The 15241-nt window shown below is 69.7% G+C and carries 16 protein-coding genes and 1 pseudogene; 10 read left to right on the plus strand and 7 right to left on the minus strand.

What is annotated here, in order from left to right; genetic code table 11:
- Positions 1 to 944: 944 nt before the first annotated feature.
- Both ACZ6IM_RS37420 and ACZ6IM_RS37425 read left to right on the plus strand, forming a co-directional pair.
- Entirely contained in the window at positions 945 to 1802 is an 858-nt protein-coding gene (locus tag ACZ6IM_RS37420; RefSeq protein WP_469563051.1) for an aldo/keto reductase, read from the plus strand.
- Positions 1803 to 1830: 28 nt separating this feature from the next.
- Positions 1831 to 2763 (plus strand): aldo/keto reductase, encoded by a 933-nt coding sequence (locus ACZ6IM_RS37425; protein ID WP_052842741.1) that lies wholly within the window; start codon positions 1831 to 1833, stop codon positions 2761 to 2763.
- A 210-nt stretch (positions 2764 to 2973) separates the two neighbouring features.
- Here the strand turns inward: ACZ6IM_RS37425 and ACZ6IM_RS37430 are convergent, their stop codons facing one another.
- Both ACZ6IM_RS37430 and ACZ6IM_RS37435 read right to left on the minus strand, forming a co-directional pair.
- Positions 2974 to 3564: a DUF6328 family protein gene (locus tag ACZ6IM_RS37430; protein WP_469563164.1), complete on the minus strand. Its 591-nt coding sequence runs from the start codon at positions 3562 to 3564 to the stop codon at positions 2974 to 2976.
- A 165-nt stretch (positions 3565 to 3729) separates the two neighbouring features.
- Positions 3730 to 4428, minus strand: coding sequence for an alpha/beta hydrolase (locus ACZ6IM_RS37435; protein WP_469563054.1), 699 nt, complete (start codon positions 4426 to 4428; stop codon positions 3730 to 3732).
- Positions 4429 to 4635: 207 nt separating this feature from the next.
- On the opposite strand from ACZ6IM_RS37435, the gene ACZ6IM_RS37440 reads away from it, so the two are divergent.
- The gene (locus ACZ6IM_RS37440; protein ID WP_469563056.1) at positions 4636 to 5118 is read left to right on the plus strand and encodes a TetR/AcrR family transcriptional regulator; all 483 of its coding nucleotides are present in this window, start codon (positions 4636 to 4638) and stop codon (positions 5116 to 5118) included.
- Positions 5119 to 5289: 171 nt separating this feature from the next.
- On the opposite strand, the gene ACZ6IM_RS37445 is transcribed toward ACZ6IM_RS37440, so the two are convergent.
- On the minus strand, positions 5290 to 6177 hold the full coding sequence (locus ACZ6IM_RS37445; RefSeq protein ID WP_052842738.1) for an NAD(P)-dependent oxidoreductase: 888 nt from the start codon (positions 6175 to 6177) through the stop codon (positions 5290 to 5292).
- Positions 6178 to 6273: 96 nt separating this feature from the next.
- On the opposite strand from ACZ6IM_RS37445, the gene ACZ6IM_RS37450 reads away from it, so the two are divergent.
- Positions 6274 to 6648 (plus strand): winged helix-turn-helix transcriptional regulator, encoded by a 375-nt coding sequence (locus ACZ6IM_RS37450; RefSeq protein WP_052842737.1) that lies wholly within the window; start codon positions 6274 to 6276, stop codon positions 6646 to 6648.
- Between the two features lie 430 nt (positions 6649 to 7078).
- On the opposite strand, the gene ACZ6IM_RS37455 is transcribed toward ACZ6IM_RS37450, so the two are convergent.
- Both ACZ6IM_RS37455 and ACZ6IM_RS37460 read right to left on the minus strand, forming a co-directional pair.
- Positions 7079 to 7573, minus strand: a complete 495-nt coding sequence (locus ACZ6IM_RS37455) for a nucleotidyltransferase domain-containing protein (RefSeq protein ID WP_469563059.1) — start codon at positions 7571 to 7573, stop codon at positions 7079 to 7081.
- A gap of 45 nt (positions 7574 to 7618) precedes the next feature.
- Positions 7619 to 8230 (minus strand): TetR/AcrR family transcriptional regulator, encoded by a 612-nt coding sequence (locus tag ACZ6IM_RS37460; protein ID WP_052842735.1) that lies wholly within the window; start codon positions 8228 to 8230, stop codon positions 7619 to 7621.
- Between the two features lie 129 nt (positions 8231 to 8359).
- On the opposite strand from ACZ6IM_RS37460, the gene ACZ6IM_RS37465 reads away from it, so the two are divergent.
- The gene (locus ACZ6IM_RS37465) at positions 8360 to 9007 is read left to right on the plus strand and encodes a hypothetical protein (RefSeq protein ID WP_052842734.1); all 648 of its coding nucleotides are present in this window, start codon (positions 8360 to 8362) and stop codon (positions 9005 to 9007) included.
- Positions 9008 to 9023: 16 nt separating this feature from the next.
- Here the strand turns inward: ACZ6IM_RS37465 and ACZ6IM_RS37470 are convergent.
- A pseudogene (locus ACZ6IM_RS37470) lies at positions 9024 to 9128 on the minus strand (IS5/IS1182 family transposase); the annotation flags it as partial.
- On the opposite strand from ACZ6IM_RS37470, the gene ACZ6IM_RS37475 reads away from it, so the two are divergent.
- The 3 genes from ACZ6IM_RS37475 (at position 9094) to ACZ6IM_RS37485 (ending at position 10470) form a co-directional block, all read left to right on the plus strand.
- Complete coding sequence (locus ACZ6IM_RS37475) at positions 9094 to 9216, plus strand: hypothetical protein (RefSeq protein ID WP_469563175.1); 123 nt, start codon at positions 9094 to 9096, stop codon at positions 9214 to 9216. The pseudogene ACZ6IM_RS37470 and the gene ACZ6IM_RS37475 overlap by 35 nt on opposite strands.
- Positions 9217 to 9334: 118 nt before the next feature.
- Positions 9335 to 9493 (plus strand): hypothetical protein, encoded by a 159-nt coding sequence (locus ACZ6IM_RS37480; RefSeq protein WP_469563063.1) that lies wholly within the window; start codon positions 9335 to 9337, stop codon positions 9491 to 9493.
- Between the two features lie 287 nt (positions 9494 to 9780).
- The gene (locus ACZ6IM_RS37485; protein WP_469563065.1) at positions 9781 to 10470 is read left to right on the plus strand and encodes a GAF and ANTAR domain-containing protein; all 690 of its coding nucleotides are present in this window, start codon (positions 9781 to 9783) and stop codon (positions 10468 to 10470) included.
- 82 nt (positions 10471 to 10552) lie between these two features.
- Here ACZ6IM_RS37485 and ACZ6IM_RS37490 read toward each other — a convergent pair whose 3' ends face one another.
- Positions 10553 to 11059: an ATP-binding protein gene (locus ACZ6IM_RS37490; protein ID WP_469563068.1), complete on the minus strand. Its 507-nt coding sequence runs from the start codon at positions 11057 to 11059 to the stop codon at positions 10553 to 10555.
- 364 nt (positions 11060 to 11423) lie between these two features.
- Between ACZ6IM_RS37490 and ACZ6IM_RS37495 the strand changes: the two genes are divergently transcribed.
- Positions 11424 to 12554 carry a winged helix DNA-binding domain-containing protein gene (locus ACZ6IM_RS37495; RefSeq protein WP_052842731.1) on the plus strand — a complete coding sequence of 377 codons (1131 nt, stop codon included), beginning with the start codon at positions 11424 to 11426 and terminating at the stop codon, positions 12552 to 12554.
- Positions 12555 to 12798: 244 nt separating this feature from the next.
- Positions 12799 to 15186 carry a protein kinase domain-containing protein gene (locus ACZ6IM_RS37500; RefSeq protein WP_469563071.1) on the plus strand — a complete coding sequence of 796 codons (2388 nt, stop codon included), beginning with the start codon at positions 12799 to 12801 and terminating at the stop codon, positions 15184 to 15186.
- The last annotated feature ends 55 nt before the right edge of the window (positions 15187 to 15241 follow it).

Genomic DNA, 15241 nt, shown 5'->3' on the forward strand with positions numbered 1-15241 from the left:
GGTGCTGGACCGGTGCCTGCACCACCTGCGGACGGCCCCTACCCAACCCACAAAGCCGCCGCAGACAGCCCAGAACCTAACGAAGCACTACTAGGTGTCTAGGCGCTCGCATGCTTTCGGCATGGTGGGACCAGGGGTTCCGGATCGGCGGTGAGACCGCGGGTAATCGCCGATACCTGCGTGGTGCCGACAATCCGGCGCGTACCGCACCTGGGGGAGAGGCGCCCGGGTCGCCACCGTATGGCGTCTGTCAACTGCGTCGTGTCCACACCGGAGGACGGCCCGGCTCGATGGTCATGCCGGTGAACGCCGGCGCATCATCCGGTCGTTCAAGACCATTGGGCAGGCAGCAACCGACGATTCCCTGTCCCGCCCGATCCTTGCCATGAGTTCAGCCCGGCAGCCGTCCACGCAGCGCCCGTCGCATTGCACGGAGGGCCGCTCATGCCGTCGCCCGGGGCCGCGGGCCTGCGTGTGCGGCTGGTGCGCGGCGCCGTCAGTTGCCGTGTCGCGGTCACGAGGAGCCTTCATCCGACTCCGCACCCGCGTCCGGGGCGAATCGTGCCCAGACGTCGGTGAGGTTGCGCAGGGTCTCGTCATCGAGCCGGTCGAAGAACAGGGCGCGAAGGTCACTGTGCTGCTGTCGCGACGCCTTGTGCGGCCATGTCCTTCCGTCACGGGTCAGGACCGCTTCGAAACCACGGCCGTAACTGGCCGCCCGCCGCCTCTCTATTCGATCCGCGTTCCAGTGCGCCCGCGAGGCAGCCGCACAGCCCGTTCGCCAGTTCCTCTGAGCGCCCTCGGGCGCATTCGCATTGACATCCCACGCTTCTGAATCCCAGAAACCGCAACTGTTGGATTTCTGGATCGGCGATTCCTACAGTGAACTCCGGGGAGTCGCACGGCACCGTGCGCTCACGAGAGCGTCCAGGGCGAGGAGACCCATGCAGCAGCGCACCATCGGAGACCGGACCGTTTCCGCGATCGGTCTCGGCGGTATGCCGATGTCGATCGAAGGGCGCCCGGACGCGGAACGGTCGATCGCCACCGTTCACGCTGCGCTCGACGCCGGCGTCACCCTCATCGACACGGCCGACTCCTACCACCGCGACGCGAACGAGGTGGGTCACAACGAGGAGCTCATCGCCCGCGCACTGCGTGAGTACGGGGCGGGTGCCGCCGACGTCCTCGTCGCCACCAAGGGGGGCCACCTGCGTCCCGGCGACGGCACATGGACGCGCAACGGAGATCCCGAATACCTCAAGCGCGCAGCCAGGGAATCCGCCCGCAGGCTCGGTGTTGACGCCATCGGCCTCTACCAGTTCCACCGCCCCGACCCTGCCGTCCCGTACGCCGACTCGGTCGGGGCCATCCGCGAGCTGCTCGACGAGGGCGTCATCCTGATGGCCGGAATTTCGAACGCCGACGTCACGCAGATAGACGAGGCTCGCGAAGTGCTCGGCGGCAGGCTGGTGTCGGTGCAGAACCAGTTTTCGCCCGCCTTCCGCTCCAGTCAGGGTGAACTCGAGCACTGCGCGAAGCTCGGCATCGCGTTCCTGCCGTGGAGCCCGCTCGGCGGCATCGCGAACGCCAAGGACCTTGCGACGCGGCACAGTGCGTTCCAGCGGGTCGCCGATGAGGTCGGCACGAGCGTCCACCAGGTCGCGCTCGCGTGGCAGCTCGCGCTCGCGCGCGTGGTGATCCCGATCCCCGGTGCCTCGCGCCCCGCAAGCATCCGTGACTCCGCTGCCGCGGCCGACCTCGAACTCACAACCGAGCAGATCGCGCTCCTGTCCGCCTGATCCGTCCGAGACACAGCGAAAGAGCCGCATGAAGACCTTCACTTTGCCCGGCACCGACATGGTCGTCCCCAACGTCGTCCTCGGCCTGATGCGCATCCAGGACATGGACGACGACGCAGTGCGTAACCTTGTGCACACGGCGCGCGACGCCGGCATTACCTTCCTCGACCACGCCGACGTCTACGGCTCGGGCAGTCACGGCTGCGAGCGCCGTTTCGCGGAAGCCCTGAAACTCAGCTCCTCGGAGCGCGAGCAGTTCGTCATCCAGACGAAGGCCGGCATCGTCAAGGACGGCCCGTACTTCGACTTCTCCTACGAGCACATCGTGGAGTCGGTGAACGGCTCTCTCGACGCATTGGGCACGGAGTACCTCGACATCCTGCTGCTGCACCGTCCCGACGCGCTCGTCGAACCCGAAGAAGTGGCCCGTGCCTTCGACGAGTTGTCGGCGGCGGGCAAAGTGCGTGCCTTCGGCGTCTCCAACCAAACGCCGCGCCAGCTCGATCTGCTGCGCAAGTACGTGGCGCAACCGATCGTCGCGAACCAGCTCCAGCTCTCGATCACGCACGCGCCGATGATCGCGCAGGGCATCGCAGCGAACATGCAGGGGCTCGATCAGTCGGTCGTGCGCGACGACGGAATCGTCGACTACTGCCGCCTGCACGACATCACCGTCCAGGCGTGGTCGCCCTTCCAGGCCGGGTTCTTCGACGGTCCGTTCCTCGGCTCGCCCCGCTACCCCGAGCTGAACGCGGTGATCGACCGGCTGAGCGAGAAGTACGGCGTGCCGGCCGAGGCGATTGCCGTCGCCTGGATCACGCGCCATCCCGCGCGGATGCAGGTCGTGGTCGGCACCACTACGCCGGAGCGCGTCGCCGCCGCCGCACTGGGTTCGGACATCCTGCTGACCCGGCCCGAGTGGTACGAGCTGTTCCGCGCCGCCGGCTACACGGTGCCGTAGCAGGCGGTCGGCCTCGCGGGGCCGGAGCCGCCCGCTTTCCCACCGAGGGCCTGTGCTGCGGCGCGGAGATGGCTGCCGCAGCGCGGTCGCAGTAGGTCACCCCGCCAAGGTCGAGGACCCGGCCGTGCATCCCTCGGCCGAGTCCTCTTTTCCTTCCCCGGGGCGGAAGAGAGCAGCACCGGCACAGACCTGGTGAGCGGGTCGGCCCCTTCAGCCCTCACGGCCCGTGCGGCGGGCGGACCGACGGCGAAGCCACAGAGGAAGCGCGTACCAGGAGAGCGCGAACCAGACCATCACGCCACCGACGAGCAGTTTCGCCATGAGGCCCGGCACCACGACGTGCAGGATCAGAAACAGTGTGCAGCTGATGGTGACGGCCATCAGGAGCATGCCGCACATCATCAGGCGGTGCGCAGCCTGCACCATCTCGTCCTTCATCCGCTGTCCTGACAGGAACCGGTGGATGGAGACCGGAGCGATCAGGGACGCGGTGGCCGTGGCACCCGAGATGACGGTAGTGACGTAGACGGCGTGGTCGAAGGTGCCCAGGTCGCGGAAGAGCGGCGTGAACGCGACACTGAGCAGGAAGCCGAACAGGATCTGGACTCCGGTCTGAGCGACGCGCGTCTCCTGCATGATCTCGTTCCAGCGACGGTTGACCCGCTCGCGGGGCGTCTCCGGCGGCTCGTCCGGGATGGTGCCGTTGTGCCCTCCGCACGCGCAGCACGCTTCGGTTGATTCCTCGGGCCGCTCGATCGACTCCGTTGTCACGTTTGTGTCCCCCTTTCGCGGACCATTCATCTGCCCGCTGAAGCTGTTCGCATGCCGGAGGCGCGGACGATGATCGACGGCGGTGTCGGCGGCGCAACGAGACAACTCATCGTCGGCGGCGAACCGGCTGTCGGACTTCACCTACGACTGTGCTCTGCTTTGGTGGACAGCGCGGGATCGAGAACCGCCGCCTGCTCAGAGCAGGCGGCCGATGATGTCGGCGACGGTCTGCGGCTGCGACAGGAACGGGTGGTGGCCCGCCTTCACCTCCACCACTTTGTCCGCGCGCCGGGAGAATTCGCGTTGCGCCGCCACCGAGGTGCCCCGGTCCTCCGTGCACACCAGGTACGTCGTGGGCAGGTCGTGCCATGCCGCCGCCCGTACGGGCTGGTGGGTGACGGCCAACGTCTGCCGCACCAGAAGGGCCCCTGCTGGGCGGGCGATGTCCGGCGGGCAGTCCTGGACGAACGTCTCGGCGAACAGCTCGGGCCGGACGCCGAACGTGCCGCCCTCGGGGTCGAAGCTCAGGAACGGTGGCGGCGTATCGGCGGCGAACGTCGACAGCGACTCACCCGGCTCGGGCAGATAACTCGACACGAGAACCAGGTGACGCACCATCTCGGCGCCCACCGCCGCCTCGGCTGCGACGATGCCGCCGTAGCTGTGCGCCACGATCACGGTCGGCTCGTTCACCTCGCTCACGACTGCGCGCAGCGCGGCGACGTCCTCGGGCAGCCCCGGCCCGTGCGTTCCGGCCGGCCGGTCACCTTCGCCGCAGCTGGGCAACGCCGCGGCGACGCTGCTGATGCCGCGCTCCTGCAGGGCCGCGGCGGCCCGGTGCCACCACCAGGACCCGTCGCGAACGCACGCCCCGTGCACAAACACCACCCGCATGTCTTCCTCCCTTGATCCGGGATGTCCCGACCACTTCGAACAACGTTAGACGTACTGGGAATTACGTGAAATCGTGTCGCCATGGGACGGCACAGACAGCCTGAGATCCGTGACCGAATCCTGGATGCCTGCGTCGACGAGGCACTCGCGCACGGACTGCCGGACCGCCTCGAGCCGTTCGCCAAGGCGTCCGGTGCCTCGTCACGGATGCTGATCTACCACTTCGGGAGCCGGGACCAGTTGCGCCGGGAAACCCTGGTTCGGGCGAGGCGGCGCCAGTGCGAATTCTTCGGCGAACTGCTCTCCCCAAGGCCCGGCGAGTCCTACGTCAGTACGCTGCGACGAGCCTGGCAGGTCATGACCGGCCCGGCCGGTCGCCCCTATCTCAGCATGTTCGGCAGGCTCCGCGAGGACACCGAACAGCAGTTGTGGCCGGGCTTTCGTCGTGAGGCCACCACAGACTGGCTGAAACCGCTGGAGGACGGCATGCGAACCATCGGCCGTCCCGAACTGGGCACCCTCGTACTCGCGGTCATCCGTGGTCTCATCATGGACATCGAGGCCACAGAGGATGTGTCGCGTGCGGATCAGGCCTTCGAGGACTTCCTGGCCACGCTCGCACCCCTCACCACCCCAACGAGGCAACCCGGCCCGGGCCCCCGCCGCACAGCAGGTACGAGGACTTCCTGACCGTCATCATGCGCTGGACAGGTCCACCACCCGGACCCGCGCCCGGCGCGAGGTGCCGCCGCATCTGCTTCCTGCACAGGGAGGAAGCTGGACAGCGACGCGAACGCGCAACCTCCAGAGTCTCGTTGAGGACTGACCAGCACGGTCGCTGCTGGGCCGGCGAGTGGCTGGTCAGTGCACCAGCAGGTCGATCACGCCCGTCAGGTCCTCCTCGCCACTGCCCTCGGCCAGGCGGCGGCGCATCAGCGCGAAGTAGGGGCTGAGCAGTTCCGGGCTGACACCCTGCTGCTCGGCGGTACTCAGGAAGGTCGGCGTGCCGGCCACCTGCATGGCGAGATTGGAGACGACACCCTTGGTGTAGTCGCCGCTCCGCAGCTGGCCGGCAGTCTGGTGAACCGCCGGGGCCATCGCGACGAGCCAGTCGGCGAGCAGCGGGGCGAGCGCCGCGGGATCGATGTCCTCCCTGCGGATCAGGGCGAAGGCGTGTGCGGCACCGGCGAACATCCCGTACATGGCGCTGAGCAGGGCCACGTCGTGCAGAGCCGCGAAGCCCGCGTCCTCGCCGACGTAGGTGGTGCCGGCCGGGACGGCGAGGGTCTCCTGGTGCCGTTCGAACAGCTCCCGCGAGCCGCTGTAGAAGACGTAGCCGCCGGCCTCCGGGGTGCCGATCATCGGCGGGACGGCCATGATCCCGCCGTCCAGGTAGCGGGCGCCGCGCTCGCGGGCCCACTCGGCGCGGGCGCGGGCCTGGGCAGGGGTGCCGGTGGTCAGGTTGACCAGGTCCCGGCCGGCCAGATCGGTGGCGGCCAGCACCTCCTCGACCGAGGCGTCGTCCAACAGGCAAACGACGACCAGGGGGTTCGCTGCGCCCGCGACCGCCTCAGCGGGGCTGTCCGCGACCCGCGCCCCCTGGGCGGCGAGTGCCGTGGCGCGGGCCGGGGTGCGGTTCCAGACGGTGAGCGGGTGGCCGGCGGAAAGCCAGGTACGGGCCAGCGCGGTACCCATCGCACCGAGGCCCAGCAGCGTGACGGAAGTCTTCTCAACAGTGTGGTGTTCCATGCCGGTTAGGCTGGTCACGGGCACGGAAATGATCAAGTACGCACTTCGGAGTGGGTGGTTACCCCGGGGTGAGCGAGCACGTCGGAAGGGTGGGGCATGACGACGCTGAACCGGCCGAGCACACCAGAGGGACACGTCTGCGGGATCGACTCCGCGATGGAGGTGATCGGCGGCAAGTGGAAGGTGCTGATCCTCTGGGCGCTCCACGAGCACCCCTACCGCCGCTTCGGCGAGCTGCGGCGGCTGCTTCCCGGCATCACCGAGAAGGTGCTGGCCTCGCACCTACGGGAGCTGGAAGCGGACGGCGTCGTGCGCCGCGTCTCCTACGACGAGGTGCCGCCCCGCGTCGAGTACTCGCTGACCGAGGACGGCATGCGCCTCAACGACGCACTCCAGCCGCTGGCCGCCTGGGGACGCGAGCGGCCGACCACTCGAGGGCTGGAAGAGAGGGCGGGCCAGGGTCTGTTGTGAACGTGCCGGTCACAGCCCCTCGTTGATGGCCACGACCAGCTCGGTCGCCTCGTAGGGACCGCACGTCTCTCGTAGATCGTCGACGCCGCCGACATCGAGACGGAAGGGCACCTTCTGGCACCGCCTTCTCGGCGGCTCCGTCCACCGCACACCCACGCATCACCCCGTTCAGGCTCCCGGGGCCTGCCGGTGATCGTCGTACGGTCGGCCCCCGGACACGTCGCTCCAAGCTGGCCCGATGGCACCTCTCAACAGATGCACCTCGACTTCGGCACCGACGACCTCGCGAGCGCCGACCGCATGGCCACCAAGCGGTGCCGTCCGCCTGCGGCCGACCGAGGAGAGTTCTGTGGACGACCACACCAGCAGCCGCGTCTACGCCAGCCCCACCATACGGATCATCCCCAACGCCCACGCCTGGGAGAACTGGTCAGAAGTGGGTGGCGATCCCGAATGCCTGCCGGAGTTGGGCCATGTCGTGACGGTCGTGGTCAGCCGGTTCGTAGCCCTGGTGGAAGTAGACCTGCTGTTCTGGCGACAGGCACGGGACGGTGGACCCCAGGATCGTGCCGGTGACGAAGCACGACGCGGGATAGGTGAACGGTTGCTCAGGGTCGGGGGACGCCTGCACCGCAGAGCCGTCCGCAGCGAAGACCAGAGGGTGAAGATCGATCTCTTGCCCTCTGGGGCCGGTGACGACGAACCGCACGGGGCGCCAGTCGAGGGTCTCGACGAATCCTGCATCCACCAGAGCCGCCACGGCAGCCGTTTCCTGGCTCTCGCGGTGCATCAGGTCCAGGTCACGGTGAGGGCGGGTCTGCTTGCCGACCAGGGCATCGATGCCCCAGCCGCCGCCGATCCAGATGTCGACGCCAACCCTCCTCAGCACGGTGAGGATGGACAGTACGTCGTCGGCCGTCATCATCTCCCCAGGCTAATGCTGTGTGCGCGGAGGGGTGGTTGATGCGGTTCATGACCGAGTCGGTCCGGCGGGTGGTGCGGGGGTGGCGCAGAGGACGTGGTCGACGGCGGCGTTCAGGGTCTCGGTCTCGGCGATGAGGACGGATTCACTGGTGGGCAGGGCGCGTTCGACGGAGAGTCCGTTGAGGACGGTGACAAGGAACCTGACGTTGCGGGTGTGGTCTCCCGGGGGCAGTGCGCCTTCTTCGGCGAGCACGGTCAGCCAGTGTTCGACCCGGCGCTCCGCCGCCCGCACATGGCCGAGGTACGCGGTGCGTACCGCTTCGGTCGGCTCGGGCTCGATGAAGGCGCGATACATCCTGCCCCATGCGGTTCGCGCGTCCTCGTTGGTGCCGAGCGGTGCGAGAACCTGTCGCAGGCAGTTCAACAGCCGTTCGCGGGGCGGCAGCGTCCGGTCTCCGATCGGGTCGCCGGGCAGCAGGTCTTCGTAGATCCGCGCGAGCAGGCTGTCCTGCAGGGCCCGCTGGGTGGGGAAGTGAAACCTCAGCGAGCCGGTGCTCACTCCCGCACGCGCGGCGACCGCTCGCACGCTCAGCTTCGCTGCCACGTCCTCGGCGATCATCTCCGCAGCGGCCCGGAGGATCTTCTCGCGTGTTTCCATGCTCCGCTCTCCTTCGCTTCTCCCAGCCTCCTCACTGTACTAGCACGCCGTACTAGTACAGCGTGCTAGCGTGTTTCTGACACGCCGTACTAGCGACGGTCCGGCTGGGGTACGCAGAAGGGGCGGAACATGGCATGGAAGCAGTGGGCGGCGTCGAAGCGCCTCAGGCCGGGAGACGGCAGGGAACTGCGGCGGTTCCGCTGGTGGCAGCTCCCCCTGCGCTCCCTGTTCTGGCTGCGGCTTCCCGGCGCCGACGGGCACGCCCGCCTGCACGCCGTCGACGTGCGGCACTGGGCGCGGTTGGACACCAGCAGGATCAGGGCGCATCTGTTCCTGGACGGCAGACACGTGGCCGAGTCGAAGCTGCCCGCGGAGTTTCCCGTCGACGGGGGTGTCATCGAAGTGGCGATGAGCAACTACGGCATCAAGCGCTGCCACTATCGCCCCCTGGGCGGACAGCCCCGGCAGCTCACGCCCGACCCGGCCTCGGCGGAGGGGCGGCGGGCGAGCTTCGGCGCGCGCCATCCGGGACTGGACCGGGCGATCGGCATCGGATCGGTGCTGCTGCTCGTCGTCGGTGTGGGCCTGAACCTGTTGCAGCTCGCCGAACCCGTCTCTCGCATTCCTCCGGTCATGCAGCGGGTCGGAACGTTCGAAACGCCGATACACCTGCCGATCTGGCTGAACCTGGCCCTGGGGTGCGGGGCCGTCCTGGCGAGCATGGAGCGCGCGCTCCGCCTGCGGTACTCTGCCCTGCTCGACGCGGCCGGTCACTGACCCCCGAAGCCAGATCGGGCCGCCGGCGCGGCCGGCCGACGACTCCCGCGACCGCTGGGATCTTGTCCAACAGCGCCAGGAGCTGGGTGACATCGTTGCGGTTCCCGCCGGTCGGCGACACAGTGTTCCTGGACAGCGCGCAGGGCCATGCGGTCGCCGCGACCGCGGTCCGCCTGGACCAGGCCCTGCGTGCCGTCCAGGATCTGTAGCGGGAGCAGCCACCCTCGCGGGCGGTTGTTGCCGCCGGACGCGGCGGGGGAGCGGCGGCTCGGGGAGAACCGCTGTGTGACACGGGTCCCCGTTGTGGGCGGGGCTGGCGGGCAGGAGGTGACGACGACGATGGGGTACGACGAGTTCCTGGCCAAGGTGCGCGAGCGCGGGGAGTACGGCAGCAGCCAGGACGAGGTCCGGGAGATCCCCGGGCACGTATTCGGTGTGCCGGCGAACCGCAACAGTTTCGGTCAGATCGAGGCAGTGCGGCGCTGATCACCGTGGCCGGAACAGTTTCCGGTGGTCAGTTCAACCAGATCGTCACCCAGATGCCCTCCAGTTGCGCCGTCCTGTTCGGCATGCCCGAGCCGGCCGATTGACCCTTTGGCCCGCCGGCCGTCTCATGGGATGGGGCGGTGCCGTCTCGGACCGCGCGCTCGTGTGCTGCCGGCGTATCGGCAGCAGTGAGCGGGTGGAGCAAACCGATGGCGAGCGTCCTGTGGGCGAAACAGGGTATGCGGACGGTCGATGGGTGTGGGTGTGCCCAGGCGGGTGGTGGTGGGATGCAGTGGCAGAGGTTCGCTGAGCAGATGGCTGAGCTGGCCCGGAATCTCCTGGAGAAGGACTCAGTCCAGGAAACGCTGGACGCGATCTCGACGGCGGCGGTGGACCTGGTCGAGGGCTGTGACGCGGCCGGGATCCTGGCGGTCCGCAAGGGCAGGGGGATCACGCTGTCCTCGTGCGGAGAGATGGTCGAAGCGTCCGACCGCCTTCAGAGCGAGCTGGGCGAGGGACCGTGCTACGACCTCGCCCGACGGGAGAACGGCGAGCGCACCTACCGGATCACCGACATGACCCGCCCCCAGCCGGGCTGTCCGACCTACGCCGAAGGCGCCCGCGAACTCGGTATCGGCAGCATGACCGGCATTCTCCTCTACACCGACAAGGAGGACTTCGGCGCCCTCAACCTCTACGCCCGCCGCCCCGGCACCTTCACCGAGGACCTGGAGACCGCCGGCTGGATGCTCGCCTCCCACGCCGCCGTCGCGCTGGCCAGCGCCCGCACCATCGACCAGCTCGAAGACGCCATGGAAACCCGCCACGCCATCGGCGAAGCCATGGGCATCCTCATGGAACGCCACCGCATGAGCGAGGACGACGCCTTCGGCGTGCTGCGCCGCGTCTCCCAGCACCACAACATCAAGCTGCGGGACGTGGCGCAGAAGCTCCGCTCCGACCGTGACCGTTCCTGAGCCGACGCGAACGTGGGTCGGGGGCGGTCGTGCTCGATGAGTGTCTGCGCGCAGTGCGGCGATATCGCCGCACGAACGGCTCCTACCTCAGAGGGTCCTCCAGTTGCCCGTCCAGGGAGTAGCGGCCGGCATCGGAGGGCGGGCGGTGCTGGTCGAGATGCAGTTCGGCGGTGATTTGCTTGCCTCCGCGGGTGCGCCGCACGCGCAGGCGGCTGCTGAGGGCTTCGACGATCTCCAGACCGTGTCCGCCCACACGGTGGGGGTCGGTGGGGCGGAACAGGGGCATGGCGGGGGAGGTGTCCCAGACGGTGATCCGTACCGTGCGGCCGCGGTCGGCCGACTGGAACTCCAGACGTCCGGGACCGGGAGCATGACGTGCGGTGTTGGTGAGCAGTTCGCTGACCACGAGCCGGACATCGTCGGCCGCGCGGCGAGCTACCGGGATCTGGTGCTGCAGGGCGGACAGCAGTGCGTCGGCTTCGGCCCGTGCCCGGGCGGCCGTGGGCGGAGTACCGCTCCAGGCCAGGTGCCGACGCAGTGTGTGGTCCGGTCCCTGCCCGTCCGCCTGCTTCATAAGCGGTTGGGACATGGAAGCCGTCACTCTCAGTTGGTAAAGTTTTGTACTTTTAGTGCCTGCTTGCGGGCTGAGCATCGTCTACCCGATCCGGCGCGCGTTATGGGAGCTGCCGACCGGGCACAGGGGTGACGGGCGGTGACCAGTGACCTCCCTGAGGGGCTGGTATCCGCCAGGTGCCCGTGGTCCGGGGCGTCGATCTCGGTCGGAGCACTGGCTCGCGCTCCCATGCGTCACGCATCGCCCTGGGATCGCGACCGGCCACCTTGCACACTGCCACCACGGCCGGCCAGGGGGAACGACCTGGCCCGGGCCACTGCAACCACGCCCCGCTTCAACCCACGGGGCGAGTGCGGGACACGGCGTATCCTGCGCTGTTGTGATCACCGCACGCGAACTCAACCGGGCTACTCTCAGCCGCCAGTTGCTCCTGAAGCGCGAGCAACTGACCGTCCCCGACGCGGTGCGGCGCGTGGTCGCGCTCCAGGCGCAACATCCGGCGTCGCCTTACCTGGCGCTCTGGAACCGCGTCACGGACTTCGCTCCGGGCGAGCTCGACGCTGCCTTCGTCGAGCGTGCGGTGGTCAAGGCGACCCTCATGCGGATCACCTTGCATGCCGTTCACGGGGAGGACTATCCAATCTTCCGTGCGGCGGTACAGCCCACCCTGTACGCCTCCCGGCTCGGTTTCCGCTTCGCTGAGGCGGGACTGACCCCGGGGGACGCCAACGAGCTGGTGCCGGAGCTGCTGGACTTCGCCCGTCAGCCGCGGACCGCGGCCGATATGCAGGCGTGGGTCGAGGAGCGGCTCGGTGCGGAGAAGAAGGACGGGGCGTGGTGGGGGCTGAAGGCGTATGCGCCGCTGCACCATGCCCCGACAGGCGCGGCGTGGTCATTCGGCCTCCGGCCGTCCTTCGTCGCCGCCGGGAGCGGGTCCGTGCCCGCGGGCCGGGCAGTGGATCCACAGGCCCTGCGGACGTTGATTCTGCGCTACCTGGCAGGCTTCGGACCCGCGTCGGTGGCGGACGTGGCGCAGTTCGCCATGGTCCAGCGCGCGCCCGTTCGCGCGGCGCTCCGTGCTCTGGAGGGCACTGTCGAGCAGGTTCAGGGCCCGGACGGTGACACACTGTTCGATCTTCCGGGCGCCTCCCGGCCTCCAGCGGATACTCCCGCTTCGCCTCGGCTCATGGCGATGTGGGACAGCGTTCTGCTGGCTTACGCCGACCGCGGCCGGGTGATACCCCCGGCCTACCGTCCCCTGGTCATCCGCAGGAACGGAGACGTACTGCCCACCCTGCTGGTGGACGGCTACGTCGCCGGTGTGTGGCGCGCGGTGGGCGGGGGCATCGAGGCCACCGCCTTCCACGCCCTGTCACCTGCCGCCTGGGACGGACTTGCCGCGGAGGCCCAGTCCTTGAGGGCGCTCCTCGACGGCCGCGAGGCAGAGGTCTACAGCCGCTACCACCACTGGTGGGCGAAGCTACCCGCCGCCGAGGTGCGGACGCTGTGACGAGCTGATTCGCCGCTCAGACGCCGGCGACACCCACTCGCACGCCCGGACGCGCGATCGTCGCGATCGGCGTCAACCCCCGAGCCAGGCGCCCGGTGGACGGGCCTTCCTCCCGGCAGCTGTTCGCGTGGGTGAAGCCTCGAAGGGCGCAACCGTACGATGCCTGACAGGCGTCGCACAGGGCGGCGGGTCGTCGTGTCGTCCCGCGGCCCCCTCGGTGGGCCGCTGGAAGGAAGGAACGTGCGTGGAGGTCGGCGGGTACCGGATCATCGCGCTGCTCGGTGAGGGCGGCATGGGCCGTGTTCATCTGGCGCGGTCCGCGTCTGGGCGGCCGGTTGCCGTCAAGACCGTCCACCGACACCTCGCCGCCGTCCCGGAGTTCCGGGAGCGGTTTCGTCGTGAGACGGCCGCCGCGCGGGCGGTGACCGGCGTGTACACCGCTGCTGTGCTTGACGCCGGTCCGGATGACGAACCGCCCTGGATGGCAGTGGAGTTCTGCGCGGGCCCAGGCCTGCCGGAGGCGGTGGCCGCGCACGGGCCGCTCGGCTCCGGCGATCTCGCCGCACTGGGCGCCGCACTCGCCGAGGCGCTGGCGGCGGTGCACGCGGCGGGGCTCGTGCACCGCGACGTGAAGCCGTCCAATGTCCTCATCTCGCGCGATGGACCCAAGGTCATCGACTTCGGCATCGCCAAGAGCGCCGCCGACGAGAGCCTCACCGCCGACAGCGAGGCCATCGGCTCGCCCGGTTTCATCGCACCCGAGCAGCTTGCGGGGGACGCTGCCGGGCCGGGGCCCGCCGCGGACGTGTTCGCGCTCGGCGCGGTCCTCGCGGTGGCCGCGACCGGGCGAGGTCCCTTCGGTTCCGGCAGGGTGCCCGAGGTCCTCTACCGCACGCTGCACGGGGAGCCCGATCTGGTGGGCGTGCCGGGCACCGTCTGGGAGGACTTCCTCGGACTGTGTCTGGCCAGGCGCCCCGCGGACCGGCCGACGGTCGCGCAGGTGCTCGCCTGGTGCGCCGAGCGCGCGTCGGAGGAACCATGGTGGGAGCTGGAGCCGGTCGCCGGGTTGATCCGTCGCCAGGAGGACGAGGTGACGGAGCTGTTGAGGGGAGTGGGGGTGGAGGCCGCGGGGCCGGGCCCCGAGGACGCTGTCCCGGCTGCCTCCGGGGGCGACGGGGCACATCGTCCCTTCCACGAAGGGGACGGCGAGCCCCGCACCCTCAGCCTCGCCGAGAACGGCGAGTCCGAGTCGGAGTCCTTGCCCTCTCACCCCGCCGACGAGTCACCGCCCGCCTCCGGCGACGTCCGTGCGGACGCCCGCCGCGATGCTCCCGCGCCCGCCCTCCGCACCTCTCGGCGCCGCCTCCTCGCCTGGGGCGGCGCGGCCCTGGCGGCCGCGGGCACCACGACGACGGCCATTCTCCTCGGCGGCGAAGAGAGCAGCGGCACAGCCCGCGTCGGGAGCCGCCCTGAGCCCCGCCCGCCGATGGGCGCGCTCGTGTGGAGCCGTGACATCGGCGAAGTCGAGTACGGCGGCGCTCTCCTACGCAGCGGGAAAGACCTCTACGTACTCGACGACAGGGGGGTCGTCCGTCTGGACGCGGAGACCAGCACCGTTCGCTGGACCTACCCGGAGAAGGACCTGCGGGGCATCCAGGCACGCGGCGACCTGGTCTACGTCCTGCGGGACAGCCTCTTCGAGCCCGAGCTGATCGCCCTGCGTGTGGCGGGCGGCCGGGAGGCGTGGACCTCGGGTGTTCTTTCGCGCAACCCGCACCGGCCGCCCCGTCCCTTCGACGCCGCCCCGGCGACCGAACTGGAGGGCGGCCAGGGCATGTTCACCGTCTCGGACGACGTCACCTGCCTGTTCACCTACGCGCGCTACACCACCGGATGGGAGCGACGCACCACCTCGGAGCCACCTTGGCGCGCGTACGCCTTCGACTCCCGTACGGGCAAAGAGCTCTGGTTCCACGAAGGGCGCACGGCGGAAGTGATCGGCGTGGACGAGGCCGGCGGCCGCATAGCGGTGGCCTCCTCGTCCCGGGACTCCGGTGTGCCCGGCACGGACCAGTATGCCCAGGACGACCCGCTGGTCGTCCTGAAGGCGTCCGACGGAGCGGTGGAGCGGCAGATCGCGCGCGGCGCCCGCCGCCCGCAGGCCCACCCGGGGGCCGAGGGTGTCGGCTATTTCGCGTCGGAGGAGCGGATCGAGGCCATGGACCTCGCGACCCGGCGAATCCTGTGGTCTCGTCCTGCCGGCACGGTCACAGACGTCGCTCCCCGGGCCACCGGCGGCCTGGTGCTCGCCTCCTCGTCGGAGGGCGTCGAGGCGCTGGACGCCGACACAGGCAGGAAACGGTGGTCGCGGCCGGGTTACCGGGAGATCGGGAGCGGTGCGCCCCTGGCGTCGGACGGCCTGGCACTGGTCTCGGGGCCGGAGCCGGGCGGCTCGGGCGAGGGGGCGTGGGGCATGTACGCGCTGGACATACGAACGGGGGACGCGAGCTGGGCGGTTCCCGTCGAGCCCGCGTCCGACATGAGTCTGGTGACCGCGCACGACGGTCTGGTCCACATCTGCGCGGGCCGCACTCTGCACACGGTCCGGGGCCCGGGGGAGAGGCGGACATGACCACTGGCTGCGCCCACCGTCATGCGCCCCGGCACACTCCTTCGCCTCCGACGTC

Source organism: Streptomyces sp. NPDC042336 (assembly GCF_055581985.1).

Bases quoted from the DNA above. Each gene is read 5' to 3' on its own strand.
- ACZ6IM_RS37420 (WP_469563051.1), top strand. From the start codon at position 945: ATGCAGCAGCGCACCATCGGAGACCGGACCGTTTCCGCGATCGGTCTC.
- ACZ6IM_RS37425 (WP_052842741.1), top strand. From the start codon at position 1,831: ATGAAGACCTTCACTTTGCCCGGCACCGACATGGTCGTCCCCAACGTC.
- ACZ6IM_RS37430 (WP_469563164.1), bottom strand. From the start codon at position 3,564: ATGAATGGTCCGCGAAAGGGGGACACAAACGTGACAACGGAGTCGATC.
- ACZ6IM_RS37435 (WP_469563054.1), bottom strand. From the start codon at position 4,428: ATGCGGGTGGTGTTTGTGCACGGGGCGTGCGTTCGCGACGGGTCCTGG.
- ACZ6IM_RS37440 (WP_469563056.1), top strand. From the start codon at position 4,636: ATGCTGATCTACCACTTCGGGAGCCGGGACCAGTTGCGCCGGGAAACC.
- ACZ6IM_RS37445 (WP_052842738.1), bottom strand. From the start codon at position 6,177: ATGGAACACCACACTGTTGAGAAGACTTCCGTCACGCTGCTGGGCCTC.
- ACZ6IM_RS37450 (WP_052842737.1), top strand. From the start codon at position 6,274: ATGACGACGCTGAACCGGCCGAGCACACCAGAGGGACACGTCTGCGGG.
- ACZ6IM_RS37455 (WP_469563059.1), bottom strand. From the start codon at position 7,573: ATGATGACGGCCGACGACGTACTGTCCATCCTCACCGTGCTGAGGAGG.
- ACZ6IM_RS37460 (WP_052842735.1), bottom strand. From the start codon at position 8,230: ATGGAAACACGCGAGAAGATCCTCCGGGCCGCTGCGGAGATGATCGCC.
- ACZ6IM_RS37465 (WP_052842734.1), top strand. From the start codon at position 8,360: ATGGCATGGAAGCAGTGGGCGGCGTCGAAGCGCCTCAGGCCGGGAGAC.
- ACZ6IM_RS37485 (WP_469563065.1), top strand. From the start codon at position 9,781: ATGCAGTGGCAGAGGTTCGCTGAGCAGATGGCTGAGCTGGCCCGGAAT.
- ACZ6IM_RS37490 (WP_469563068.1), bottom strand. From the start codon at position 11,059: ATGTCCCAACCGCTTATGAAGCAGGCGGACGGGCAGGGACCGGACCAC.